Source organism: Paenarthrobacter sp. GQ52, assembly GCF_059759005.1.
In genome coordinates this window covers 166,723-191,372 of the sequence record NZ_JCAXEJ010000004.1, presented here as the reverse complement: position 1 = coordinate 191,372, position 24,650 = coordinate 166,723, and the positions used below count along the sequence as shown (strand labels likewise).

Here is a 24,650-nt window from a genome sequence, read left to right as displayed (position 1 = left end):
TCCTTCGTCTGTGGGAAGTATGTGGTGGAAAGATCTTCTGCTTCTACTAAAGCCCCTTTATCCTGCGGCCGGAACGGCTTTTTGAGTGGTGCTGTCCGGGATTACAGACCCGCCCAACCCCTCGCATTCGCCCGACAAAAAGAGCATGCTGGACCCATGGGAACGCACCGGGTAACCACGCTCGTCGCCGCGCCGCCCGAGCGCGTCTTCGCAGCATGGACGAATCTTGACCGGTTCCCGGAATGGATCGGCGGAGTAACCCGCGTGACAGACCGCGTGGGCTCCACCGACCAGGCTGGCAGCCGCTACACGGTCTGGTTCGGGCGGATGGCCAGCCCCACCGAAATCCTTGAGGTCGAGCGGCCTTGGCACATCCGCACCCGCTTCGGCAATGCCATCCTGAAGGGCGAGTCAGATGTGCGGTTTGCCAGCGAGGGACAGGGCACGCGCATCCACCAGGAGTTCGTGACCCGGGGGTTTATCGCCGGAATCTTCGGGCGGCTGTTCGCCATGGGCTCCTACCGCGGCAGCTTCCGGGGCGAGCTGGAGACTTTCCGAAAACTCGTCGAGCGCGATGCCTTGGGGCCGGGTTAGCCCGCGGGGCGGCCGTGGATCCGCACCGATAGTTCGTCTGCCGCTTTACGGATGCGGGCAGCCAGGACCGGCCATTGCTCAGCCGGCACTTTGTCCTCCAGGAACGTGACGGCGACTGCCGCCGTCGGCCATCCCACATGGTCCGTCACAGCGGCCGCGATGGAACCGAAACCCGGCGTGATTTCGCCGTTTTCCGTGGCGTAGCCGCGTTGCCGAACCTGATCCAGATGGGATGACAACGCGGAGTACTTCATGATGGGAAACTCGACTTCGTGCCGCGAGGTGAAGGCAGCGGCATTCGGATACAGCGCGCGAACTTGCGATTTTGGTAGCGCGGCAAGGATCGCGCGGCCCGAGGCAGTGAGGTGGCTAGGCAGGCGGACGCCGACGTCGGTCACCAGGCTCGGGCGGTTCTTGGCGCGTTCCTCCACGATGTAGAGAACGTCGCGCCCGTGGAGCACCGCCAAGTGCGCGCTCTCACCGATGACGTCAACCAGCGAGGCGAGCATCGGCCGCCCTAGCCGCGATAACGGCTCCTGCCGCGAGTACGCCGAGCTGAGCTCGAATGCGCTGATGCCAAGCCCGTAACGCTGTTCCTCGTGCAGGTGGAGGACAAAGCCGTTCGCCTCCATCACGCCGAGCAGGTGGTACACACTGGATCGCGGCAGGCCGAGCGCTGTTGCAATGTTCGACGCCGCCATGGGACCACGGCGCGAGGCCAACAGCTTGAGGATGCGCAGCGTATTTTCGGCAGCCGGGACTTTGGACGTGGCTTTGCCTGATGCGGTTGGCGTGCTTGTCATGGTTCCTCGCTGCTCGGATTTCGGGATCGTCGAACCGTTGCTGTCCGGTATCCCGTACTCTAGCGTGCACCCTTCGCAGGCCAATCACCAGCACGGACCGGTCAACAGCGTCCGGAATACCGGACACCCCCCGAACCATGCTCCCGGTGAGCGGCTGCCGTTGGCCCACTGTCTGCGATCAAAGACACCAAAGCCTCGTGAGTCCGATCACAAGGCGCCCAAAAGTGATCTGCTGGATAGCGATCCCCTCCCAAAGACGAGAAGGTTTTACTATGCAACAAACCAAGCTGGCTGCGGAGAGCTCTGTCCTCCAAGCCGCAGGTACGGCGCTCAGCCGAGGCCTCAACGTCCGTCACATACGCTTCATGGCGCTCGGCTCTGCGATCGGCACCGGCCTCTTCTACGGCTCCGCCTCCGCCATCCAGAAAGCCGGTCCTGCCGTCCTGCTGGCCTATATCATCGGCGGTGCGGCCGTGTTCATGGTGATGCGCGCCCTCGGTGAGATGGCCGTCCGACACCCTGTTTCCGGCTCGTTCGGCCAGTACGCAAGCAAGTATCTGGGGCCGTTCGCCGGGTTCGTGACCGGGTGGACGTACGTGTTCGAGATGGCGATCGTGGCCATAGCCGACGTCACCGCCTTCAGTATCTATATGGGCTTCTGGTTCCCACAGGTGGACAGATGGATCTGGGTGCTCGCGATCATCCTGTTTCTGGGCGCCATGAACCTGCTCAGCGTGAAAGTGTTTGGGGAACTCGAGTTCTGGTTCTCGCTCATCAAGGTGGTGGCGATCATCGCCATGATCGTGGGCGGCGCAGCGATCGTCGTGTTCGGCTTCCAAACGGGCGACGGCGGTGGCGTGGCACCGGGACTTGGGAACCTTGTGAATCACGGTGGTTTGTTCCCGAACGGTTTCGAGGGGCTCCTGGCCGCGTTCGCCGTCGTAATGTTTGCCTTTGGCGGGATCGAAACGATCGGTATCACGGCGGGCGAAGCCACAAACCCCAAGAAGGTCATCCCGCAGGCAGTCAATACTGTGCCCGTCCGCGTTTTGTTGTTCTACGTTCTGACCCTGGGCGTGCTGATGAGCATCTTCCCGTGGAACGAAATCGGAAGCAGCGGCAGTCCGTTCGTGCAGATCTTTGACGGCCTGGGCATTCCTGCCGCACCTCACATTCTCAACGCCGTGGTCATCACAGCCGCTCTCTCGGCGATCAACAGCGACATTTTCGGGGCCGGACGCATCCTCTTCGGCCTGGCCCAGCAGGGACACGCACCCAAGAGCTTCAGCAAGATCTCCCGACACGGCGTTCCATGGATGACCGTGGTGATGATGGGCGGCATCCTGCTGGTGGGCGTCGTGCTGAATGCGGTCATTCCGGAGGACGTGTTCGTGCTCATCGCCTCCATCGCCACCTTTGCCACCGTATGGGTCTGGGTGATGATCCTCGCTTCGCACGTCGCCATGAAACGGGAGATCAAGCGCAAGGGCCTGCCGGCGTCGGAATTCGGCTCTCCGCTGTGGCCGCTCGCATCCATCCTGACCATGGCGTTCATGGCCATGGTGATCGTGATCCTGGGCGTTTTCGAGGACACTCGGGTTGCGCTCTATGTTGGCGGCACCTGGCTGGTGCTCCTCTTCGTGGCCTACAAGCTGTGGGTTCGCGGTGGTGGGCTGCGCCGGGCAGAGCTGGTGGACGAGACAGCCTGATTTCCCCGCGCCGAAACTACAGTTAATGCCAATGTTCACGCCGAACATTGGCATTAACTGTCACCTCGCGGGGCGCGGGGCGCGGGCGCGGGGCGCGGGCGCGGGGCGCGGGGCGCGGGCGCGGGGCGCGGGGCGCGGGGCGGGGCGGAACTATCGCGCGGACCATCCCCCGTCCATGGTGTAGCTCGCGCCGGTGACCATGCCGGCGTCGTCGGAGGCCATCCACGCTGCCAGCGACGCGACTTCCTCCACCTCCACGAGCCGTTTCACAGCGGACTCCGTGAGCATCACCTTGGCCAGGACCTCGGCTTCGGGGATGCCGTGGAGCCGGGCCTGATCGGCGATCTGCTTCTCCACCAAGGGCGTCCGCACGTAACCGGGGTTGATGCAATTGGACGTGACGCCATGCTCTCCACCCTCTAAGGCGGTGACCTTACTCAGCCCTTCAAGCCCATGTTTGGCGGACACGTAAGCGCTTTTGTAGGCGGAGGCGCGCAAGCCGTGGACGGACGAGATGTTGATAATCCGGCCGAATCCGTTGGCGTACATGTGCGGGAGGGCGGCCCTGATGAGGAGGAACGGCGCCTCCAGCATCAGGGCAAGGATCCGCCGGAACTCCGCAGGTTCAAACTCCTCGATCGGGGCAACTTTCTGGATGCCGGCGTTGTTGACCAGGATGTCGCAGTCGAGGCTGAGGGCGGCCAGGGCGTCGACGTCCAGGAGATCCACCGTCCAGGCGGTGCCGCCCAACTCGTCGGCGAGGGCCGCAGCTCCGGAGGCATCGACGTCGGCCACTACTACTTTCGCCCCGCGGGCGGCGAGCGCACGCGCGCAGGCTGCCCCGATTCCGCTCGCCCCGCCGGTAACCAGTGCCTTGCGTCCGTTCAGGGAGTTATCCATGGAGCTAGCCTTTCGAAGTAGATGCAGTGGCCAGTCCGTGACGGATGGCGTCGGCCTGGTCCACTTCCTGCAAGGCGATGCCCTTGGTCTCCTTCAGCGAAACAACTGCGACGACGGTGACGGCGCAAGCAACCACGAGGTAGATCGCTGTGGGAACCCAGGAACCGGTGTCCTTGAGCCATTGTGTGGCCAGCAGCGGAGCGAGCGAGCCGGCGAAAATCGACGTGACCTGCGAGCCGAGCGAAACACCGGAGTAGCGCATCCGGGTGGGGAAGAGCTCGGACATGATGGCCGGCTGACCTGCGTACATGAACGCGTGCAAGCACAAGCCGATGGTCACGGCGAGAACGATGATCACGGCGTTCCTGGTGTCGAACATGGGGAAGGCGAAGAACGGCCAGGTTGCGCCGGTGATCGCGCCCACCAGATACACGGGCTTGCGTCCCCACGAGTCCACCAGGCGCCCGACCTGCGGGATGACCAGGAAGTGGATGACGTGGGCTATCAGGAGTGCCAGGAGGAGCGATGAGGTGTCGTACTTGTGGACGCTCTTGAGGTACACGATCGCGAAGCTCACCACGAGGTAATACATGATGTTCTCTGCGAAGCGGAGGCCCATGGCCTGGAGGATGCCCTTGGGGTACTTGCGGATGACTTCGCCGACGCCGTAGCTGATGGCTTTGGACTCTTCCACCTGTGCCTTGGCTTCGAGGAAGATGGGGGCTTCGGTGACGTGGGTGCGGATGTAGTAGCCGACGAACACGATCACTGCGGACAGCCAGAACGCTACGCGCCAGCCCCAACCGAGGAAGGCTTCGCTGCTGAGCACTGTGGACATGGTGAACAGGACGGCTGTGGCCAGGAGGTTACCTACCGGCACTGCTGCTTGCGGCCACGAGGACCAGAACCCGCGGGATTTGTTGGGGCTGTGCTCAGCCACCAGCAGCACAGCACCTCCCCATTCGCCGCCGAGCGCGAAGCCTTGGATGAAACGGAGCGCCACCAGCATGGCCGGTGCCCAGTAGCCGATCTCCACGAAGCCCGGGAGGCAGCCCATCAGGAAGGTGGAAACGCCCACGATCACGATGGTCAGCTGCAGGGTGGGCTTGCGTCCCAGCTTGTCGCCGATCTGGCCGAACACGATGCCGCCGAGCGGACGGGCCACGAAGCCAACCGCGTAGGTAATGAACGCCTGGATGATGCCGTCCAGTTCGTTGCCTGTGCTCGGGAAGAAGTACTTGCCGAAAACCAATGTGGCGGCCGTGGCGTACAGGAAGAACTCGTACCACTCCACCACGGTGCCCACCATCGACGCCGCGACGATCTTCTTGAGTCCGGAACCTTCGCCGGCGCCTTTCCCTGCTTTTGATGCGGAGCGCTGCTCTACGCTCATATCCATCTCCTCAGTGTCCTCTTTGACCCTTGTGAACGTGATGTGATCCACAACGCGAAATGCTCCACTGAGTATTGCTGCAGATTCTCCCGCGCTCAATGACCAAAGTGGCACCCTATGTGTGCAGAATTGCAGATATGAATCCCAACCCGGATGACCTCCTCATCTTCCTGGCCGTCTCACGTTCAGGAAAATTCACGACGGCGGCCCAAGCCTTGGGGCTCAACCACACCACCGTTTCGCGCAGGATAGCGGCGTTGGAGAAGGCGCTGGGCGGCAGGGTCCTCGCGCGTGCGGCCGGTGGTTGGGAAGTGACAGAGCTGGGTGCCGAAGCCGTACTTGTCGCTGAGCGGATTGAAGCTGCGGTGAGCGCGCTGGGACCAAGCGACCGCGCCCCCGACCCCATCACCGGCGTCGTACGCATGACCGCGACTGATGGCTTCAGCGCCTATATCGCCGCACCAGCAGTGGCCCGCTTGCGACGCGAACATCCCGGACTCAGCGTTGAGATCGTGACCGTGACGCGAAGGGCGTTGCAACAGCGCTCGGGGCTGGACATCGAAGTGGTGGTGGGGACGCCGCAGGTTCACCGGGCCGAGGCGATCCAACTAGGCGAGTATCGGCTGGGCATGTATGCCTCGCGCGCTTACCTGACGGACAACGGAACGCCTTCCAGCATTGAGGAACTCACGCAGCACCAGCTGGTCTATTTTGTTGACTCCATGCTGCAAGTGGATGACCTGGACGCTCCCCGCAGGCTTGTCCCGACCATGCGTGATGGCCTAAGTTCCACCAACGTTTTCGTGCATGTGGAAGCTACCCGGGCCGGCGCCGGCGTGGGCTTCCTCCCCTGCTTCATGGCCGACCGGCACGCTGACCTGGTGCGCCTCCTACCTTTCGACTTCGCCGAGCTGCTCCCCTATTGGATGGTCCTCCGCCCGGACTCGATGCGCCGCCCTGCGGTAGCCGCCGTCGTGCAGGCTTTGCGGGAGGAGACGGAGCAGCGGCGGGAGGAGCTGCTCGGCGCTGAGTAGCGCGCCGAGGTGGCAGACCGCGCCGAGGTGGCACTTAATGCCGATGTTTGCCGGAAACATGGACATCAACTGCCATCTCGGCGGGAGGTGGGCGGGTAATGTGGCCATCTTGAAGTAAGGCAAGCCTTACTATGGTAAGCATGCCCTCCAGTTCGGCCTCCCGGCTCTTCAGCTTCACCTTGTTCGCCAACGGCCGCTGGAAGCTGCTGTTGGCGGGCTGCGCCGGACTCTCCCTGCATCAGGTCAGCGAGGCTTTGGTGCCAGCTACCATCGGAGCCGCGGTGGACAACGCCATTGAACCGAACGACGCCGGCGCCCTCCTGGGGTGGCTCGGCGCCTTGGCTATGGTGTTCGTCGTGCTGGCTCTCTCGTGGCGCTTCGGCACCCTGGCCACGGAGCGCTCCTTTAACTACGGCTCGCATGATCTCCGCCAACTGGTGGTGGAGCGGACACTTCATCCCCGCGGCATGGCCGCCCGACGGGCACCGGGCGAAATCGTAGCCATCGCTTCTTCCGACGCCGACAGGGTTGCCGGGCTGTCCTGGCTGATCAGCGGTGGTCTTGCTGCGGCCGCCGGTGTGATCACATCCGCCGTCACCCTCCTGCTCATCTCAGTACCTCTGGGGCTTGCCGTTCTCCTGGCAACACCGGTGATGCTGCTGGTGATGCACCGGCTCACCAAACCGCTCGAAAACCGCAGCGACGTGGAGCAGTCCACAGCAGCTCGCGCGGGCGCCTTGGCCACGGATTTCATAACCGGCTCCCGCCCGTTGAAAGGGCTAGGCGCAGAGGACGCTGCCATCGCGCGCTATCGCGCCGAAAGCCGGGCGTCGCTGACTTCCGCCCTGAAGGCCATCCGCGCCAAGTCCGCTTACACGGGCGCGAGCACCGCACTGTCCGCAGCGTTCCTGGCCGGTATCGCCTTCTTTGCAGCGTGGTTTGCACTCCAAGGCAGCATCACGGTGGGGCAGTTGGTGGCCGTTGTTGGAGTGGCGCAGTTTGTTCAGGGACCCATGACCGGGCTCGGTTTCGTGAGCGTCGAACTCGCCCGCAAACGCGCCTCCGCCGCACGCATAGCAGTGTTGCTGGAAGAACCCGAGGCGGTGCCCGCACCCGAAGCAGCGGAACGTTCGACGACGGCAATCGGCTCAGTCTCGCCGGCAAACCCACCGGGCGGACCAGCTCCGCTGCTGGAGCTCCAGCCAAGCGCTACGCACATTACTTTCCCGCCCTTCACGGCGTCCGCCGGCGAAATCGTGGGTGTCGTCCTTCCGGACAGCACACAAGCGCGGCAGTTGGTAGACACGTTGGGCTTTCGCACCCCAGCACCCCGCGGCGTAGTGTCCATCGACGGCCACGACGCCGCAGACCTCGACCCCCACCACGCCCGTTCAAGGGTCTTCGCAGACAACCACGACGGGGTCCTGTTTAGCGGCAGTATCCGCGACAACGTGGCAGTAGCCAACGCCGAACTGACGGAACGCGCCATGGCGGCTGCCGCCGTCGAGGATTTCGTGTCACAACTGCCGGAAGGCACCGAGACCGTCCTGACCGGGCATGGCCAGAGCCTGTCCGGTGGGCAGCGCCAGCGGCTGGTTCTTGGCCGCTCGCTGCACCAGCAACAGCCGGTGCTGGTGCTGCATGACCCCACAACCGCCGTCGACACTGCCACCGAAGCCGTCATCGCGGACGGTCTGCGGAACTTCCCGGACAAAGCATTGGTGCTGATCACCACAAGCCCCACCCTGCTGGCCATCTGCGATCGGGTGGTGGTAGGCGGAGCCGGTGGGACACCGGAGACCGGGACGCACCGGGAACTTCTCGCCAAGTCGGCTGGTTACCGGGAAGTGGTGGGCTCGTGAACTCGGAAATCCTGCCTATAGCCACCCCTCGCGAGACCCGGAAAGCAATGTGGCTCCTGTTGGCGCAACGCCCCGGTAGGCTCACCCTCACCATCTTCGTGTTGCTGGCGGCATCCTGCTGCGGCTTGGCAGCCCCGGCACTTCTGGGCGTCATGGTCAACATTGCAGCATCCGGAGGGGACGTCCTGTCCCTGCTGTGGCTGGCCATCGGCTTGCTGGTGGCCGGTGGCCTGGGCGCACTGCTGGGCATCGCGGGCCAGAACCTGTTGGCCCGTATCTGCGAGGAAGCGCTCGCCGGGCTGCGCGAGGAAGTGTTCGCGGCAGCCGTTCGGAAGCCGCTGGCACAACTGGAAAAGGCGGGCATCGGCGACGTCGTGGCCCGGGTGTCCGGCGATGTAGAGGCTGTCAGCGAGGCCATTTCCGGGGTGCTGCCCGCGTTCACCAGCGCAGCTTTCACCATTGGGGTGACCCTGCTGGGCTTGGGCGTCATCGACTGGCGCTTCGCGGTGGCCGTGCTCATCGCAGCACCCCTGCAGATCTTCACCCTTCGCTGGTTCCTCAAGCGAACAGCACCCATTTACCGGACGGTCAGGATCACAGAGGCCAGCCGAACCGAGCAGATCATCGAGACCGTCCATGGCTCCCCGTCTGTTGTGGCCTTGGGCCTCGGGTCACGCCATGCGGATCTTGTGGCAGCCGCCTCGCACGAGAACATCGGCCATTCGCTGCGCGGGGTTGGTTACCTGACCCGTTTTTACAACCGCCTCAACCTTGCGGAATTGATCGGACTTTCCGCGGTTCTACTAGTGGGATTCTGGCTCCACGCCGAAGGCGCCGTCACCATCGGCGCGGCGACGGCGGCCGCACTTTACTTCTACCGGCTGTTCGATCCGATCGGGCTGGTTCTGGGGCAGTTCGATGAGCTTCAGAAAGCCGCAGCCGGATTGGGGCGCATGTTCGGCCTGACGATGTCCGCGGGGCAAACCACTGCCCCGGTATCGCCAGCTGCCTCTGATGCCGGCATCGTCCTGGACGATGTCACCTTTGCTTACCCGGGCCAGCGGCCGGCCCTCAAAGGAGTTTCCCTCACGATTGCCTCGGGCGAGCGGGTGGCGATTGTCGGCACTTCCGGTGCGGGCAAGACCACATTGGCCAAAATCATCATGGGTTTGGAGCACCCCGGCAGCGGGACAGCCTGGGTGGGCGGACTGGACTCAGCCGCCGCTGCCCCGACGGACCTGCATCAGCGCATTGCCATGGTCAGCCAGGAGGTGCACGTCTTCTCCGGAACGCTGGCCGAGGACCTCAAGCTTGCCAAACCGGACGCTTCCCCCGCGGAACTCACACGCGCCCTGCAGGCTGTCGGGGCTGCTTGGGTTGAAACGCTCGACGACGGCTTGGAGACTTCCGTAGGCGCAGGCGGGCATCAGCTCACACCTGAGCAGGCGCAACAGCTGGCCTTGGCTCGGCTGATGCTCAAGGACCCGCCCATTGCAGTGCTCGACGAAGCCACGGCCGAAGCGGGAACCGGGTCTGCCACCATGCTCGATCAGGCTGCCGAAGCCGCGTTGGCGGGCCGGACGTCCGTGGTGATCGCGCACCGATTGTCCCAGGCAGCGTCGGCGGACACCGTGGTGGTCATGGAGCAGGGGCGGATTGTCGAGTCGGGTTCGCACCAGGAACTGCTGTCCGGCGGCGGCCGCTACGCACACCTGTGGGAAGCCTGGAACAGTTCACTCAGCCGGAACTGAGGCTTCAACCAATGGCTCGGCCGCCGGGTCGTGCCGCACCGGGATTCCCCTGGCGAATGCGCGCACTTTTGCGTCATCCCAAATGTGCGCGGGGACGCCTCCGCCCAGGAGCTTGCGGGCCAACGTGGGGTCATCGCCGAACGGCGCATGGCTGCCCGCCATGATCATGTTGCCGTAGCGGCGCCCCTTCAGCATGGCCGGATCGGCAATGATCATGGTGTGCTCGAAAGTGTCCGCGATGGTGGCAGCGTCAGCCCGGGCGTTCTTGAGGTCCGGGGCATCGCCCGAGTTCACCACATACAGTCCGTCGGGTGCGAGAACCGAGTCCGCGTGCGCTGTGAACTCCCGGGTGGTCAGGGCGCGGGGCGTGAAAGCTCCGGCGAAGACGTCGCGAATGATGAGATCCCGACTGTCCGGAGTAAGGGATTCAGTGACTTGCCGGGCTTCACCCACGCGGATCCGGAGGAAGGGCGCCTTGGGTAGATCGAACCAGCCGCGCACGTAGTCAGCCAGTTTGCCGTCGAGCTCAACAAGTACCTGCCGCGCTTCAGGGTAGGCCGCGTGGAAGTAGCGTGCCATGGAGCAAGCTCCCCCACCTAGATGAAGGCCACGTAGCTTGGGCTTCTGCTCGCGCGGCCAGCGCGATTCAACCAGGGCAGCGATCCAGCGCATGTACTCAAAGTCCAGGAACAGGGGGTCAGCCAGGTCAATGTGCGAGCTCATGACGCCGTTGATTCTGAGAAGCCAGCCATTGGAGTTGTCCTGGTCCTGCAGCAGCTCGCAGTCGCCGGTATCGATGTAGTAGACCCCCGCGACCGGACCGTCAGGACGGGTGCCGGAAGGCACTTCGACGACTCCCGTCGTCGACCTCTGGGACCTGTTTGCCTTGCCGCGTTTCGCCACTACTTCAGCCCTGCATGAGTCATGCTCCAAGCCTAGTGGAGCGCCACATTACTCCGAACGTCCACATTGAAAGTAAGGCTACTTACCGTTTTGCCTTCAGGAGCCATATGATCTCTACATGGAACTCGGAGCATCGGTGTGGGCGGAGGTTTTGACGGTCGCAGTCGCATGGCTGACGGTGGTCTGCCTGATACTCGCTCGCGTCCCTAAGCCACCGAGCCTCCTCGATTCACCACTGGAGGGTTCACCGCGGGATATGGATCACCCTGAAGATCCAGAGCCCCGCTAGAGCCTGGTAATCCGTGCCACCGTCCGCAAATGTCAGGTTCTACGGACGGAAGTGGGTTCGTAAACTATCACCGAGCCCTCCATGGGCGCCCGGCAGGTGAGTTGACGTAATGGCGTGCGGCGGGCGTGCAATTCTACATCGATATGCGCCGGTTGGGGCGGCTTGCCAGTGATGTGGATGCGCCAGTGGTCGCCCTCGCGCAGCGTCTCCGTGACCAGATAATCATGCCGCCCGGCAGGGCCGAAACGTTCAATCACGGCCGCGACGGCAGCCTGCTGCGGCGGGAGGAGGTCCGTGTAACCGCGCAAGTGCTCTGCTCCGATGCGGTCGGCGAGGTGACCCTCAACAGTGGCGACGGAGCTACCGGCGTCGAGCCCTCCGTAGTACACACCGTCGGGGACGATGACCGCGTTGGCCGCGAACCTGTCACCGCCAATGTGGGAGCACTCCCACACCAATTCCGGCCATCGCTCACTGAGCGCACGCCCCACAGGCCGGCCCCGCACTGCGCAGCAGGCGTCATGCTGCCCATGAGCGCAGACCAGGATGACCGGCGGAAGGCCGGGATCCCCGGGAGATGCCAGAGCTGAAACGATCCCTGCAAGGTCCTCGTCGCGGTTCCATGTTCCCCATAGCTGTTGATAGGCGCCGGAGCTTTGATGGCGGAGTACGGCCCAGCTGCCCGGACCGTGGCGCTGACGAGCACCGAGCCGCCGGGGGCCGGGACGCCGCACAAGGAGGATCCGTGCATTCGCAGTCCGCGCGGCGGAGCTGACCAGGACCTTGGTCCCGGCGTCAAGATCAAGGCCCTCGAAACCGTTGGGCGGCCAGGCGCCCGGATACTCTACGAGAACCCAGACCAGGCCCGGTGACGCCGTGCCTGCCATCGAGTCGCCACGCAGCCGGGCACGTTCCGCGCAGAAGAAACGGCCCGTTGCGGCAGCTGGGGATGTCACGGTTCGGGGTCGCAGTTCGCGTTAGGGTCGCAGTTCACGCCGAGATCACTGTTCACGCCGACATCACTGTTCAATGGGGACGAGAACTCCTGCGCGTAACAGCCTCTCCACAAGTTCAACGCCGAGATCAGCCGCGCGGTGAGCCTCGCCGTCCAGCAGGCGCCGCACGGACGGCAGATCCACCTCCGGGAAGTCGAGCCAGCCGACGCGGGTAGTCAAACGTGAGCCCTCAAACCGGGCTTCAAGTGCTTCCCGAAGCCGCACCAGCGTCTCCGGGCCGAGGCCCTCGACGGCCGCAAGCTGGGCCACCGGGCCAAGCGGGGCCGGGCGTCCCTGACCTCGCCGTGCACGCTGGAAAAGGGAAGTGGTATCAGCCTCCAGGACAGCGGCGGCGAGACGTTCGCGAATCGCGGCGATCTCCCCTTCAGGACCATCCACGCCCATTGGCAAGGACCGTCGCATCCCGGGATCGTCGCATAGGGCCGCAAGAGCGGCCTGCGCCAGGTGTTCGGCCAGCGCATGGCGGGTCCAGCTGTGTATCCCCAGGGTGAGATGGATCGAGACCTTCCCCTGCGCCTGTGCGGCGTGCAGCCAACCGCGCGGCAGGTAGAGGACGTCGCCGGGCTCCAAGACGGTGTCAATATAAGGCTCACCTTGAGCGGCTTCTTCGACGGCGGAGCGGCGATCCGTCCACGGCTGGCTACGCAGTGGGTCCACGTGGACCGGCTCATGGATGATCCAACGCTTGGTCCCCTCGATCTGCAGGACGAAGACGTCGTGGACATCGTAGTGATCGTCGAAACCACGGTTCTGAGGCGGGGTGACGTATGCGTTGGCCTGCACAGGATGTCCGAGCTCGGTGCTTAGCTTTGTGCTGAAGCTCGACACAGGCTCCCACGTGCGATGCAGCGCCTGCAGCACGAGGGTGGCTCCGTCGCCGAACTTGCGCCAAAGCGCTGTGTCGTCCAGCTGGTCGGAGATGGTGGCACCAACGCCTGCCGGAGAAGTGTAGGAGGACTCGGGAAGAGTGGAGCCACCCTTGGCGACGCGCAGGAAGGGTGTCCGCAGACCCCGGCGCGAAATCAGCTCGTCAACCGCGTTGGCCGAGAACAAATCGGAGAAATCGCTGGCACCACGCGTGAGTAACGCGGTGCGCCCCCAGACCTCGCTGGCGAACCTCTCCTGACCGATGTCGATCAGGCGTCTTTCCAAGACCCCGGCCTCCTTCACAGCGCCGGGGTCTTGGAAATCAGTACTGGTAGAGCTCAAACTTAGCTGCCTTGTTGTCCGGCGCCGCCATCAGCGCCGCCGTCAGCACCGCCGTCGTGGGTACCTGGGACGCCGCCCGCTCCACCGTCCGCCGGGCCTTCGGCACCACCATCAGCGCCGCCATCGGCACCACCGTCAGCACCGCCGTCGTGCGTTCCCGGGACTCCAGCGGCGCCACCGTCCGCCGGGCCTTCGGCACCACCATCAGCGCCGCCATCGGCACCACCGTCAGCACCGCCGTCGTGCGTTCCCGGGACACCGGCCGCGCCGCCGTCTGCCGGGCCTTCCTGCTCGCTTGGATCCTGCTCTGGAATGGTCATGCTTCCTCCCGAGAATCGAATGGCGTACACAGGCTCCGGTTATCGACGCCTGATTCCAACCGGACGGGTCGTCACCGACACCGCCCGTGATCACCATATCGACATGAGTCAGCTGTGGGAACAGCTCGCGAGCGCTGGGATTCCGCTACGTCCCGGCTGCGGGGCGCACCATCCGGTGTTCGGGCAACGAGTACCAGGATGGGTCGCAGAGCTGACGTTTGCCGTCCGGCACAAAACCGTTGCGACGATAGAAAGCCTGGGCCCGGGGATTGTCGTCCAGCACCCACAAGTACGCCGGTCCATCGCCGATCAGCGCCTCCACCAACGCCTGCCCAACACCCCGGCCATGGATGCGTTCCAAGGTGTAGAGCATGTAGAGCTCCCGATCGTAGGGAGCGTCCTCGTCCTGTCCGGGACCAGCTGCGCCGAGGCCAACCAGTTGGCCATCGGGATCGTGGGCCAGCATCCGGATGTGGCCTGCAGCGATGAAGGCCCGGTACCGTTCGATCCGGTCGGGCAACGCCGCTTCCTGTTTCTCGAAGAACTCCGGAGGCAGCAAATGCGCGTAGCTCTCCCTCCACGACTGAACATGCATGAGCGCCATGGCCTCGGCGTCATCCACCGTTGCCGGCCGAATCGTGAAATCCACTTAACGCACCCGCGCTATCGCAAAACCGTCCCAACCCTTGCTGCCCACAGTTTGGATGGCGGTGGCATCGAGTCGCGGATCCTGACCCATTCTTTCCAGCATGGCCACAATGCCTGGTGCGTTGACCTCGTCCCGCTCGGGCGCCAGGATGGCCCCATCCCAAATCACGTTGTCCACCACGATCACCGTTCCCGGATGACCTAGACGGATGGCCCAGTCGAGATAGTTGGCGTCATTTTCCTTGTCGGCGTCGATGAACACGAAGTCGAACGATTCCTGGCCGGCCAAGGTTGGCAGGGTGTCCAACGCAGCACCAACGCGAATGTCCACCTTGTGCCCCACTCCGGCAGCATCCAAATTGGCGCGCGCCACGTCGGCGTGCTTTTGGAGGAATTCGCACGTGACTATCCTGCCGTCGTCGGGCAGTCCCTGGGCCATCCACATGCTGCTGAACCCCGCAAGGGTCCCAATTTCGAGGACCCGCCTGGCCCCCGACATTTGAACCAGCATGCGCAGCAGCTTGCCGGCGTTGGGTGCCACTTCAATGGCAGGCATTCCTGCCTCAGCGGCAGAAGTCACGGCGCGCTTATGGACCGGATCAGGACGCACGACGACGTCAGTCAGGTAATGCTCGACGTCAACCCAACCAGGCTCGGTTCCGTGTTCAATCATGGCCCCCAGTCTGGCACTCACCGCAGCTCGGGGAAAGGATCTAGTCCGTGGCGGAAATGGCTTCTTCCAAGCGCTCCACCTTGCCGGTCAGCTCTCCGCTGAATCCGGGACGGATGTCAGCCTTGATCACCAGCGAGACGCGGCTGCCGTAACGGCCAACAGCCTCAGTGGCGCGCTTGACGACGTCGAAGACCTCATCCCACTCGCCCTCGATAGTGGTGAACATTGAATCCGTCTGGTTGGGCAAACCCGACTCGCGGACGATCTTGACCGCCGCAGCGACGGCGTCGTGCACGGAGGCGTCGGGGGTGGGTCCGCCGTTGGCGGCGGAAGCAGGCTGGCCCGAAGGGGCGACTGAAAATGCAAGCAACATGAAATCCAGTGTTTCACGTGCCGGTTTGTCACAAAACAACCTACTCCCGCGTAACAAGGGGCCGGGAGGCCTCCATTGCTACCCTGACAAGCATGGAACAGCCCTCTGAACGCAAGCCCCTCAGGGCAGACGCCGCACGTAATGTGGACAAAATCATCACCGCCGCCAGGCAGTGCTTCCGGGAACACGGCCCCGACGTACCCCTTCAGACCATCGCCGCCACCGCTGGAGTTGGCCCCGCAACGCTGTTCCGCAACTTCTCGGACAAAGAACAGTTGGTGCTTGCGGCACTGTCGCGCCAGCTACGCCTCCATGTTGACCCGGTTGCCGCCGCCGCGGCTGACGGCATGGACGCCGCCGAAGGTCTCATCAACGTCATCGACGCCGTGATGAAGGTCGCCAGCGATGACGCGAACCTCCTCGACGCGGTCGCAGGCCGACGCGGCCTCCTCATGGGCATCACGGGCGGCCTCATCGGATCCATGGAGTTCCTGCTCAAGCGAGGGCAAAGCCAAGGCACCCTGCGCCGCGATATCACCATCGAGGACATGGTCAGGCTGCTGGCGATGCTGATCGGCGCAGTGGACACCATGGAACCTGGATCCGAAGCCTGGAAGCGTCCCGTGGCATTGATTGAGGATGCCATCCGGACCGAACGCCCCTCGCGGCCGCTCCCCGATCAGTCGGGCATCCCGGGCGTGACGTTCACCGAGGCCGTCTAGCCCCAACCCAGCAGCCGCAGCAATGCTGCGGCTGCTGCGCCTGAAATCACTACGACGAGGAACGGCGCGCGGAGCCAAAGCGCGACGGCGGCGGCAACCAAGGCGCCGATGCGCGCATCGAGGACCAGGCCTTGCCCTGAAGCCACAGCATTAACAACCGTCAAGGATGCCAGCAGCCCAATGGTCATGGTGCCGGCGATGTGCATGATGCGCGGGTTTTCCAGCAGTTTGGCCGGGACGAAGTAGCCCACCAGCTTGGTCAAATACGCCAGCGCACAGGCAATGAGGATCCAAAGCCAGAGGTTCATTTCTTGCCTCCGCGTTCACGCTGGTGCTTCTCGGCATACGGATCCACGTCCGGTTCCAGTCCTTCATCCATGCGTGCGTGGCTGAACCAACCGATGACGCCCGCCACTACTGCCGCCACGAGGATGGGGACTCCGGAGGGAACGAACGGCACGGCCAGGATGGTGGCCAGCGCACAGGCTGCGGCGATTGCCCAGGGTTCCCGGCCTTTCAGCCTCGGCCACAGCAGCGCCAGGAACGCCGCAACTGCAGCACCATCCAGGCCCCACTGTTTGGGATCACCCATGGCGTCACCAGCCAACGCACCAATGGCGGTGAAGATATTCCATAAGATGAATATTCCTATGCCGGCTGTCCAGAACCCGCGGCGTTGCTCGTCTGGTTCAGACTGGCCGGACGCCGTCGCCGTTGATTCATCGATGGTTACATGCGCGGAAGCGTAACGTTTCCACCCACCGGGGCGAAGCATGGCGTTGATCTGCATGCCGTAAATGCCGTTGCGCAAACCCAGCAACGCACTGGCCGTCATGGCTGCGACCCCCGAGCCGCCGCCGGCAACGACACCGATGAAGGCAAACTGCGAACCTCCGCTGAACAGCAGCAAGCTCAGCACCATCGTCTGCCAGAAATCGAACCCTGACGCCACAGCCAAAGCACCGAATGACACGCCATACAGTCCGGTGGCAATACTGAGGGACAGTGCGACCTTGAATGCCGGCGACTCCCTAAGTTTTATAGGGGCAGTACCGGCGCTCATTTCCGCAGGCTCCAGGACCACAGGATGAGCGGAATCTGCAGGGGCAGCCGAACCGTGTGGATGCGGCGTTCGGCGGCCGTACCGTTGGGGCCATACGCGCGTCGGAGCGCATCTATATGCCCTGCAAGGAATGCAGTGAACATCGCTGTGGTGGCGTTCGCGGCAATCTTGCGGGTAGCAGGGAGCAAGAGTCCGACGGCGGCGGTCACCTCAAGTAGGCCGGACGACGCAATCCATTCCTCGCGGGACATAACTGCCAAGGGGCCGTTTGGACGGCTTCCCGGCTCATCCTTGCGGCACAGGTAATCCGGAACCACCGGGTAAAAGAACTTGGGAGTACGGAAGTGCTTGGCGGCGCTGGCCAGGAGCAGTGTGCTCAAAGCTAATGCTGAGGCGGTTCGGGTTGCTTGTGCTGACCAGCGAAAAGACATGAGACCACTCAATCACAAGCGCGGTGACCCCCAAAGCGAGACCCAACTATGTAGCAGCAGAGCGCGTTTTGACGGCTCAAAACGCGCTTTGCTGCGACTCAGTTGGGTACCATCAGCTGCGCGAGCACCTGGGCTGGCCTGTTGGTGGTGATTTCGTGGATGCCGAGTCCTTGGCACAGGGCGACGTCCTTCTCCGAGTCAACGGTCCACACCCGGAAGATGCGGCCTGACTCCAACCAGCGCTGAACGTTCCGCGCATGCTCCCTCACGTAATCGATGCCCGGGCCGGCGATAGCTACTTCGCCTGCATCCAGGACGCGTTCGGCCTCGAGCTGAGTTGCCCGCATAACGTTCGCTACTGCGCCGCCAGTAAGGAACCCGAGGCCGAGCTCCTGTCGGATCTCTTTCACGGTGAAATCGTCCACCAATTGGCAGATGTACTCCTTGGGAACGGTCTGCAGCAAACGCTGAACGGAGTCGGTGTCAAAGCTCATGAAGGAGACCCGAATGTTCTCCAGCCGGGATTCCTCAGGTGTCCAACCCTCCTCCTTCAGCAGGGCAAGAACACGATCCTCCAGTTTCAGTCCGTACGGGCTGGGGTGCTTGAGCTCAATGGCCAAACCAATGTCGCGCCCGGCTGCACGGAGGATATCCAGCAACTCCGGCAGGGTAAGGAACTGGTCAGCTACTCCCCCGTAAGCATCCGGTATGCGGGCACCCTTCCACGACGAGAAGTCCAAAGCCCGGAGCTCCTCGAGGGTGTGCTCACCAACCGGGCCCGTGCCCGTGGAGGTCCGGTCCAGGTTCGCGTCGTGCAGCAGCACCACATGCTGGTCCCGCGTCAGGTGGACATCGCATTCAACACCGTCGGCGCCATCGGCGAGGGCCTTCAGATAGGCAGCACGGGTGTGCTCGGCGAAGGCGGCACTGGCGCCGCGGTGGGCGTAGACCTTGGGCCGGCTCGGGGTGAAGTCGTCGCTAGTCATGCAGACACGTTAGCCCACCCTGCCGGACGCTCGGGGGCTACGCTGGGCTAATGCAGGTGAACTCTGAACAAATCCCAACCGAAGACGTCACCAACCCCGCTCCCACCGCCGGCGCCGCACCCGCACGAGGCGCATCCGCCGTCGTCGCTCCCTCCGCGGGAGATATGGAAAAAGCGGCCGCGTTGCTCCGGATGAAACGTTTGGCAGTGGCGCTGCTGATCGCGATGGCAGTGATCTTTACCGTGGCGTTCGCGTTCCAGAAGCAGTACCCGTGGCTCGAATACGTCCGGGCGGCAGCCGAAGGCGGCATGGTGGGTGCGCTGGCAGACTGGTTCGCTGTCACTGCGCTGTTCAAGTACCCCATGGGCCTGAAGATCCCGCACACGGCCATCATTCCGCGTCGCAAGGACCAGATCGGGCAATCACTCAGCGACTTCGTCGAGAGCAACTTCCTGTCCCAAGAGGTTGTCCACGACAAGCTGGCAAGCATTGATATTGCCCGCAAGGCCGGGCGCTGGTTATCCGGGCCAGGAGGTGCCGAGCGCGTGGCCAAGGAAGGCGGGGCCGTGATTAGAGGCGCCTTCACAGTACTGAACGACGACGACGTCCAGGCAGTAATCGAGGGCATGGTCCGCAAGCACCTCCTCACGCCGCCCTGGGGGCCACCGGTGGGCAGGATGGCCGAACGGATCTTCGCCGACGGCCACCACCACACCTTGGTTGACCTCTTGGTTGACCGGGCAGCCGACTGGGTGGACGCCAACCATACAACGGTGAACAGGCTCGTTTCGGATCGCTCGCCTCTGTGGGTGCCGACATTCGTTGATGGCCTGGTGGGTGACCGCGTCTACGTGGAACTGTCCAAGTTTGTCCGCGCAGTACAGGCGGACCAGAACCACCAGGTGCGGCAGTCGATCGACGCCTACCTGACTGATCTGGCCCAGGACTTGCAGCACGACCCCGCGATGATCGAGCGCGCGGAATCCATCAAGGCCCAGATCCTCGGTGATCCCGAGGTCCGCGAACTGGCGTCACGCACGTGGGGAACGGTGAAGACTGCGCTGCTGAACGCCGTCGACGATCCCGACAGCGAACTGAGCCAGCGTTTCAAGAGCGCCGTCCGGGACTTCGGCACTCGCCTGGTCAACGACGAAGAACTGGCCGGCAAGGTCAACACCTGGATCGGTGATGCTGCAGGCTATCTGGTGAATACGTACCGTTCTGACATCGCCGGGGTCATCTCAGACACCGTAGCCCGCTGGGATGCCGAGGAAACGTCCCAGAAGATTGAGCTCCAGGTGGGCAAAGACCTCCAGTACATCCGCATCAACGGAACAGTGGTGGGTGCATTGGCCGGATTGGCGATTTTCACAGTGGCGCATCTGCTGTTTGGGTAATCGGCAGCACTGGAGCTATCCGATGGGCCTTGGTAGCTTCAACGCATGCCTATCAAACTTGAGAACGTCGGTATAGCTGTTCGCGATCTTGAGGAAGCAATCGCCTTCTTCACGGATCTCGGCCTCACGGTTCTGGGCAGGGACACGGTCAGTGGCGAGTGGGCCGACACTGCCGTTGGGCTGGATGGCAACCATGCCAAGATTGCGGTGCTCCAAACCCCGGACGGCAACGGTCAACTTGAGCTCTTCGAATATCTCCACCCTGACGCAATCGAGACGAACCCAACGCTTCCCAACGAGATCGGAATGCACCGTGTCGCCTTCTCAGTTGACGACATCGACCATGCCCTTGAGATCGCTGCAAAGCACGGATGCCATCCACTGCGTGGGGTGGCGAACTATCAGGACGTTTACAAGCTGACGTATCTTCGCGGCCCCAGCGGCATCCTGGTCATGCTGGCGCAAGAGCTCTAGGGAAGGCAGGGCCATGCTGAAGCAAGTTGCTGAAGGCGTTCTGGTGCACGAGAGCGAATTCATCCAGAGCAACTGCACGGTGGTGCAGGGGCGGGACGGTGTGTTGCTGATCGACCCCGGTATCACCGTCAATGAGATGGCGGGTATCGCCAGCGACCTTCGCGACGTGGGCCAACCCGTCGTCGCAGGTTTCTCCACGCATCCTGATTGGGACCATGTGCTGTGGCACCCGGACTTCGGCGATGCGCCACGTTACGGCACAGCCCGTTGCGCGGCTTCCATCCGGGACGTCCTGTCCCAGGCGGACTGGAGGGACCAAGTGGCTGAGGGTTTGCCGCCGGAGCACGCCGGGGAGATCCCCATGGATCTGCTCGGACTCATCACCGGCCTACCCGCCGGCGCTACGGAGATTCCGTGGGATGGGCCCACCGTCCGCATCCTGGAGCACCAAGCCCACGCTCCAGGCCACGCAGCTCTCTTGGTTGGAGAATCCGGCGTGCTCGTCGCGGGCGACATGCTTTCTGACATCCTCATGCCGTTCCTCGACTTGGAAGCAGCGGATCCGCTCAATGACTATCTCAAAGCTCTGGACCAGTTCGAGACCGTGGCTGGCAACGTTGCTGCTGTGGTCCCCGGCCATGGTTCCGTGGGTGGCGTTGCGCAGCTGCGGGAACGCATTGCCATGGATCGCGCCTACGTGCAGGCACTGCAGGTTGGCCGAGATCCCAAGGACCCGCGCGTCGGCCCATCTGCCCCCTTGGATTGGCTGCCGGACGTGCATTCATGGCAACTCCAGCGGTTGGCAGAAAGAGGAACGAAGTAGTTCAGGGCAGGATCCGCGTGTACACCATGTCAAAGTCGTGTTCCAAGGGACCACCAGGGTAGCTTCCCCGTTCCAAGCGTGCATGGATGGTGTTGCCGTCCGCACTGAAGCGGCCAACGAAGCGTTGAGGCCAGTCAGGTCCATCCCGAAAAAGGGTCCACACGTTGTCCTTGAGCGTCATGTCGTAGATCCGTGCGACGCCACGCGAGTCGAAGTAGTGCTGTTGGAAGGCACCATCCGAGCCGGTGCCACCGATGATGCTGACCGCATTGGGATACTCGGACCGCTCGACAGTAGAGCGCTGGATAAGGAAGCCTCCGCTTTCCAGCCATTCAAAGGTGGTCCGGCCGGGGACTTCCAATCCAGGGACGGACGTTTCCCATTCGCCAATGAGGATGTTCAGTTGCTCTAACGTCGGTTTTGGATCCTGTGCCATGGCAGCCTCTCTTCGAGAGTATGAACAGGTTCAGCGTAGAACTCTTCTCCCGTTCAGCCCAGCAGGTGCACCATCTGACCAGGCCTTGCTTGTCCGATCAAGTCCAGGTCCTCGTCCCGGACCACTGCGAACACCGGTGACTCTGCAGTATCCGGATGGGCGGCCAACGCGATAACCGGAAGGCCCGACGCCGGTAACAGGACGGAGCCTGATACCAGCGGCTGGGGCTGGGGTGCTTCACCGCCGGCGTCCTTAGAGGCCGCTGCAACATCAAGCGGCCTGCCGGCCAAGCGCGCACCTACCCGATCCGACTCAGGCGAGAGAATCCATGGTTCGCTGGTCAGCCGAAGCCACGTACCGGCGTCGTAATTCCGTGCCTGAGGCCCAGGCGAAACTCTGGCAACCACAGGACGTTCCGGGTCCAAAGCACGCCGTGCAGGGTGCGTCACCTCGGGGAAACGGTGCCCGTGCGGACGACCAAATGTCAGCGCCGCACCAGCTCGCAGCGGCTCTGCCTGGGCCGCAATGCCGCCTTGGACCCCCACGTAATATCGCAGACCAAACAGGGCTGGGCCGAACTCAAGCACAGCGCCGGGCGCCACCCGTACAGCCTTGTTGAAGGGCAGTTCGTTGCCGTTGAGTCTCACCATGCCCTCGGCCCCGGTGACTGCCACGGCCGACCCCGTGACGAACCTCAACTTCAACCCACCCAACAGCACCTCAAGTCCGGCCGCAGAGTCCGGGTTACCCAGTAGGGCATTGGCCATGTGCATGGACGCGCGGTCCAGTACTTGCTCCGGGCCGAGAACCAACGTGGCCGATCCCGGCTCCACCACTACCGCACCCATAGGGCCTCCCCAGCCACAGCTTTAGGCGAACGCTTCAATCTGAACGCCGGCCTGTTCAAGGCCCTCCCTCACGGCAGCAGCCATGTTTACCGCACCGGGTGTATCGCCGTGGATGCACAACGAGTCGGCTAGCACTGGCACCACGGTTCCGTCGATGGCCAGAACCTCCTTGCGTGTTGCGAGACGCACCGCCTGAGCCACCACGGCGTCCGGGTCATGCAGCACGGCGCCTTCCTGGGTGCGCGGTACCAGCGTTCCGTCGGGCAGGTAGGCGCGGTCCACGAATGCTTCACGGAACACCGGGTGCCCGGATTCCTCAGCAAGCGTCAGCCACGCCGAGCCCGGCAAACCCAGGACCGGCAGCCCGGGATCGTAAGCGTGGACGGCGGCCACTACGGCTTCCGCCTGCTCGGCGTCCCGAACGATCCTGTTGTAGAGCGCACCGTGGGGCTTCACGTAATCCACCGAAGCTCCCACCGCGTGGGCCATGCCGTCGAGGGCGCCAAGTTGGTAGAGAACGTCACCGAACAACTCGTCAAAGGTCATATCCAAGGAGCGCCGGCCGAAGCCGGCCAAGTCCCTGTACCCAACATGCGCACCGACGCGGACATCCAGTTCGAACGCCGCACGGCAGCTGTCCAGCATGGTGAGGGGATCACCAGCGTGGAAGCCGCAGGCCACGTTGGCGCTGCTCACGATGCGGAACATCGAGGCGTCGTCTCCCATGGTCCAGGAGCCGAATGACTCCCCCAGGTCAGCGTTCAGATCCACCGTTACCGCCTTCCAGCGTTGTGTTGTCCAAGACGTTCTTTGGTGCGTTCGGGAGCAATTCGCCAGGGATGGTATCCGGCAGCGGGCCGAAAGCTTCCTTTGCGGTGGACACCACGGCACGGCCCATCATCAGGTTGCCCGCACCACCCACCACGGCGCCGACGCCGAACGGCAGGGCACGGCCGAGGAACGCCGTACCTTGGCGTTTCACGAGGTTCTTCAGGAATGCGCGCTGGATGGAGTCGCGGATGACACCGAAGCCACTCCCGGGAATCTTCTTGGTAAGCGTCCGGCCCCAGGCGTTGGTCACGCCCTTACCGCGTCCTAGCGATTGTCCGCTCAGGGCGCCCAGCATGGACGTGCCTTCCTCGCCCAGCATGATGGCCATAACCATTGTTTGGGCACGCACAGGGTCAGTGAGCCGGATGCCGTGGAGCTCCGCCAGGGACGACGCATACAGCGCGGTGGTCTCCAGGAAGCCCACCGTTGCGAGCGCGGAAAGTCCCAGCGACGCCGCGGTTCCAATTCCAGGCACGACGGCGGTAGCACCCACTGCTGCACCCCCGCCGGAAATGGCCAGTAGGTAGTGGCGCTCGAGTTTGGCGGCAAGCTGCGCCGGTGAATCGTTGGGGTGCCTGCGTTGGAGCCTGCGAAGGTTGGCCAGGACCAGGGGTCGCTGGACTTCGACAGCCTTCAGAAGCACATTGTGAACTCCGGGCTTGGCGTTGCCTTCGGTGTCAAACACTGCGTTGTGGGCTGTTTCCTGGGCGATCTTCACCGCCGGGTTGGGGCGCTTGGGCATCTTCACCTCTCCTTGGCAGTTAGTCGTTTCACGGGGAACTGCTGGCTTCAGCCTATGCCACGCCTCCACGTGGCGAGACCTGTTCTGCGCCGTATGTGGACAGTATTCCGCGCAGAGCTGACCCCAAAACCAGGGTCCTGCGGCGTAGACTGGGATGCATTCACGGAAGCAGTCCAAGCGAGGACAGGGAGTATCCGTAATGAAGGCGACAGACAAAACCGAGCATGTCATCCGGCACCACACCGACGCTCCGGCGGAGGGTGAAACGGAAGGCTGGGTTTCGCACGATACCGGCATACACAGCCAGGACGCAGCGGAAGGTCCGGACATCGACGACGACGCCCCGCCGTCGGGCGCTTCATAACTTAGCTTCCTCCCGAACTTCGTTCCGGTCACCGGAACCCCAACCAAGCAGACGCC

General features: G+C 63.5%; 28 protein-coding genes. 10 read left to right on the top strand and 18 right to left on the bottom strand.

Annotated elements, in window-relative coordinates:
- The first annotated feature begins 156 nt into the window (after nt 1-156).
- Entirely contained in the window at nt 157-594 is a 438-nt protein-coding gene (locus AC6CH8_RS08030; protein ID WP_498189816.1) for an SRPBCC family protein, read from the top strand.
- On the opposite strand, the gene AC6CH8_RS08025 is transcribed toward AC6CH8_RS08030, so the two are convergent.
- Complete coding sequence (locus AC6CH8_RS08025; RefSeq protein WP_054809310.1) at nt 591-1,397, bottom strand: IclR family transcriptional regulator; 807 nt, start codon at nt 1,395-1,397, stop codon at nt 591-593. The genes AC6CH8_RS08030 and AC6CH8_RS08025 overlap by 4 nt on opposite strands.
- Nucleotides 1,398-1,669: 272 nt before the next feature.
- Between AC6CH8_RS08025 and AC6CH8_RS08020 the strand changes: the two genes are divergently transcribed.
- Nucleotides 1,670-3,106 (top strand): amino acid permease, encoded by a 1,437-nt coding sequence (locus tag AC6CH8_RS08020; RefSeq protein ID WP_420179833.1) that lies wholly within the window; start codon nt 1,670-1,672, stop codon nt 3,104-3,106.
- Between the two features lie 150 nt (nt 3,107-3,256).
- Here the strand turns inward: AC6CH8_RS08020 and AC6CH8_RS08015 are convergent, their stop codons facing one another.
- Together AC6CH8_RS08015 and AC6CH8_RS08010 are read right to left on the bottom strand one after the other, a co-directional pair.
- Nucleotides 3,257-4,006, bottom strand: a complete 750-nt coding sequence (locus AC6CH8_RS08015; protein ID WP_091464813.1) for a 3-hydroxybutyrate dehydrogenase — start codon at nt 4,004-4,006, stop codon at nt 3,257-3,259.
- A gap of 4 nt (nt 4,007-4,010) precedes the next feature.
- A complete protein-coding gene (locus tag AC6CH8_RS08010; RefSeq protein WP_091467451.1) occupies nt 4,011-5,399 on the bottom strand; it encodes an MFS transporter in 1,389 nt (462 codons plus the stop codon).
- Nucleotides 5,400-5,536: 137 nt separating this feature from the next.
- On the opposite strand from AC6CH8_RS08010, the gene AC6CH8_RS08005 reads away from it, so the two are divergent.
- From AC6CH8_RS08005 to AC6CH8_RS07995, 3 genes are all read left to right on the top strand, one after another.
- The gene (locus AC6CH8_RS08005; RefSeq protein WP_498189813.1) at nt 5,537-6,433 is read left to right on the top strand and encodes a LysR family transcriptional regulator; all 897 of its coding nucleotides are present in this window, start codon (nt 5,537-5,539) and stop codon (nt 6,431-6,433) included.
- Between the two features lie 140 nt (nt 6,434-6,573).
- Nucleotides 6,574-8,295, top strand: a complete 1,722-nt coding sequence (locus AC6CH8_RS08000; protein WP_498189811.1) for an ABC transporter ATP-binding protein — start codon at nt 6,574-6,576, stop codon at nt 8,293-8,295.
- Nucleotides 8,292-10,046 carry an ABC transporter ATP-binding protein gene (locus AC6CH8_RS07995; RefSeq protein ID WP_498189810.1) on the top strand — a complete coding sequence of 585 codons (1,755 nt, stop codon included), beginning with the start codon at nt 8,292-8,294 and terminating at the stop codon, nt 10,044-10,046. Before AC6CH8_RS08000 ends, AC6CH8_RS07995 begins: the two co-directional genes overlap by 4 nt.
- On the opposite strand, the gene AC6CH8_RS07990 is transcribed toward AC6CH8_RS07995, so the two are convergent.
- The 7 genes from AC6CH8_RS07990 to AC6CH8_RS07960 all read right to left on the bottom strand — a co-directional run bounded on the left by AC6CH8_RS07990 (nt 10,029) and on the right by AC6CH8_RS07960 (nt 15,477).
- Nucleotides 10,029-10,949, bottom strand: a complete 921-nt coding sequence (locus AC6CH8_RS07990) for a spermidine synthase (protein WP_498189808.1) — start codon at nt 10,947-10,949, stop codon at nt 10,029-10,031. The genes AC6CH8_RS07995 and AC6CH8_RS07990 overlap by 18 nt on opposite strands.
- Before the next feature lie 321 nt (nt 10,950-11,270).
- Nucleotides 11,271-12,125, bottom strand: coding sequence for a ferredoxin family protein (locus AC6CH8_RS07985; RefSeq protein ID WP_498189959.1), 855 nt, complete (start codon nt 12,123-12,125; stop codon nt 11,271-11,273).
- A gap of 132 nt (nt 12,126-12,257) precedes the next feature.
- Entirely contained in the window at nt 12,258-13,463 is a 1,206-nt protein-coding gene (locus AC6CH8_RS07980; protein WP_498189806.1) for a cupin domain-containing protein, read from the bottom strand.
- 2 nt (nt 13,464-13,465) lie between these two features.
- Nucleotides 13,466-13,783 (bottom strand): BatC protein, encoded by a 318-nt coding sequence (locus AC6CH8_RS07975; protein ID WP_498189804.1) that lies wholly within the window; start codon nt 13,781-13,783, stop codon nt 13,466-13,468.
- A gap of 145 nt (nt 13,784-13,928) precedes the next feature.
- On the bottom strand, nt 13,929-14,432 hold the full coding sequence (locus AC6CH8_RS07970) for a GNAT family N-acetyltransferase (RefSeq protein ID WP_498189802.1): 504 nt from the start codon (nt 14,430-14,432) through the stop codon (nt 13,929-13,931).
- Complete coding sequence (locus AC6CH8_RS07965) at nt 14,433-15,104, bottom strand: O-methyltransferase (RefSeq protein WP_498189800.1); 672 nt, start codon at nt 15,102-15,104, stop codon at nt 14,433-14,435.
- A gap of 40 nt (nt 15,105-15,144) precedes the next feature.
- Nucleotides 15,145-15,477, bottom strand: coding sequence for a thiamine-binding protein (locus AC6CH8_RS07960; protein WP_178992977.1), 333 nt, complete (start codon nt 15,475-15,477; stop codon nt 15,145-15,147).
- A gap of 92 nt (nt 15,478-15,569) precedes the next feature.
- On the opposite strand from AC6CH8_RS07960, the gene AC6CH8_RS07955 reads away from it, so the two are divergent.
- Nucleotides 15,570-16,199, top strand: a complete 630-nt coding sequence (locus AC6CH8_RS07955; protein WP_091464799.1) for a TetR/AcrR family transcriptional regulator — start codon at nt 15,570-15,572, stop codon at nt 16,197-16,199.
- Here the strand turns inward: AC6CH8_RS07955 and AC6CH8_RS07950 are convergent.
- From AC6CH8_RS07950 to AC6CH8_RS07935, 4 genes are all read right to left on the bottom strand, one after another.
- The gene (locus AC6CH8_RS07950) at nt 16,196-16,507 is read right to left on the bottom strand and encodes an AzlD domain-containing protein (RefSeq protein ID WP_091464797.1); all 312 of its coding nucleotides are present in this window, start codon (nt 16,505-16,507) and stop codon (nt 16,196-16,198) included. The two genes, AC6CH8_RS07955 and AC6CH8_RS07950, sit on opposite strands and share 4 nt — an antisense overlap.
- Nucleotides 16,504-17,262, bottom strand: a complete 759-nt coding sequence (locus AC6CH8_RS07945) for an AzlC family ABC transporter permease (RefSeq protein ID WP_498189797.1) — start codon at nt 17,260-17,262, stop codon at nt 16,504-16,506. Before AC6CH8_RS07945 ends, AC6CH8_RS07950 begins: the two co-directional genes overlap by 4 nt.
- On the bottom strand, nt 17,259-17,693 hold the full coding sequence (locus AC6CH8_RS07940; protein WP_498189795.1) for a DoxX family protein: 435 nt from the start codon (nt 17,691-17,693) through the stop codon (nt 17,259-17,261). The genes AC6CH8_RS07945 and AC6CH8_RS07940 overlap by 4 nt, the downstream gene beginning before the upstream one ends.
- A gap of 98 nt (nt 17,694-17,791) precedes the next feature.
- Entirely contained in the window at nt 17,792-18,679 is an 888-nt protein-coding gene (locus tag AC6CH8_RS07935) for a glycerophosphodiester phosphodiesterase (protein ID WP_498189793.1), read from the bottom strand.
- Nucleotides 18,680-18,729: 50 nt separating this feature from the next.
- Between AC6CH8_RS07935 and AC6CH8_RS07930 the strand changes: the two genes are divergently transcribed.
- Genes AC6CH8_RS07930 through AC6CH8_RS07920 form a run of 3 tightly spaced genes read left to right on the top strand, consistent with a single transcriptional unit; the run spans nt 18,730 to nt 21,373 of the window.
- Nucleotides 18,730-20,076 (top strand): DUF445 domain-containing protein, encoded by a 1,347-nt coding sequence (locus AC6CH8_RS07930; RefSeq protein WP_498189791.1) that lies wholly within the window; start codon nt 18,730-18,732, stop codon nt 20,074-20,076.
- A 45-nt stretch (nt 20,077-20,121) separates the two neighbouring features.
- Nucleotides 20,122-20,550, top strand: a complete 429-nt coding sequence (locus tag AC6CH8_RS07925; protein WP_498189789.1) for a VOC family protein — start codon at nt 20,122-20,124, stop codon at nt 20,548-20,550.
- 13 nt (nt 20,551-20,563) lie between these two features.
- Nucleotides 20,564-21,373: an MBL fold metallo-hydrolase gene (locus AC6CH8_RS07920; RefSeq protein WP_498189787.1), complete on the top strand. Its 810-nt coding sequence runs from the start codon at nt 20,564-20,566 to the stop codon at nt 21,371-21,373.
- Nucleotide 21,374: 1 nt separating this feature from the next.
- On the opposite strand, the gene AC6CH8_RS07915 is transcribed toward AC6CH8_RS07920, so the two are convergent.
- From AC6CH8_RS07915 to AC6CH8_RS07900, 4 genes are read right to left on the bottom strand one after another with little or no spacing between them, the layout of a single operon-like run.
- Complete coding sequence (locus AC6CH8_RS07915) at nt 21,375-21,809, bottom strand: hypothetical protein (RefSeq protein ID WP_420179818.1); 435 nt, start codon at nt 21,807-21,809, stop codon at nt 21,375-21,377.
- Nucleotides 21,810-21,862: 53 nt separating this feature from the next.
- A complete protein-coding gene (locus tag AC6CH8_RS07910) occupies nt 21,863-22,657 on the bottom strand; it encodes a 5-oxoprolinase subunit C family protein (RefSeq protein WP_498189785.1) in 795 nt (264 codons plus the stop codon).
- Between the two features lie 21 nt (nt 22,658-22,678).
- Complete coding sequence (locus AC6CH8_RS07905; protein ID WP_091464778.1) at nt 22,679-23,428, bottom strand: LamB/YcsF family protein; 750 nt, start codon at nt 23,426-23,428, stop codon at nt 22,679-22,681.
- On the bottom strand, nt 23,412-24,230 hold the full coding sequence (locus AC6CH8_RS07900) for a hypothetical protein (protein ID WP_498189783.1): 819 nt from the start codon (nt 24,228-24,230) through the stop codon (nt 23,412-23,414). Before AC6CH8_RS07900 ends, AC6CH8_RS07905 begins: the two co-directional genes overlap by 17 nt.
- 199 nt (nt 24,231-24,429) lie before the next feature.
- Between AC6CH8_RS07900 and AC6CH8_RS07895 the strand changes: the two genes are divergently transcribed.
- Nucleotides 24,430-24,594, top strand: a complete 165-nt coding sequence (locus AC6CH8_RS07895) for a hypothetical protein (protein WP_402936927.1) — start codon at nt 24,430-24,432, stop codon at nt 24,592-24,594.
- The last annotated feature ends 56 nt before the right edge of the window (nt 24,595-24,650 follow it).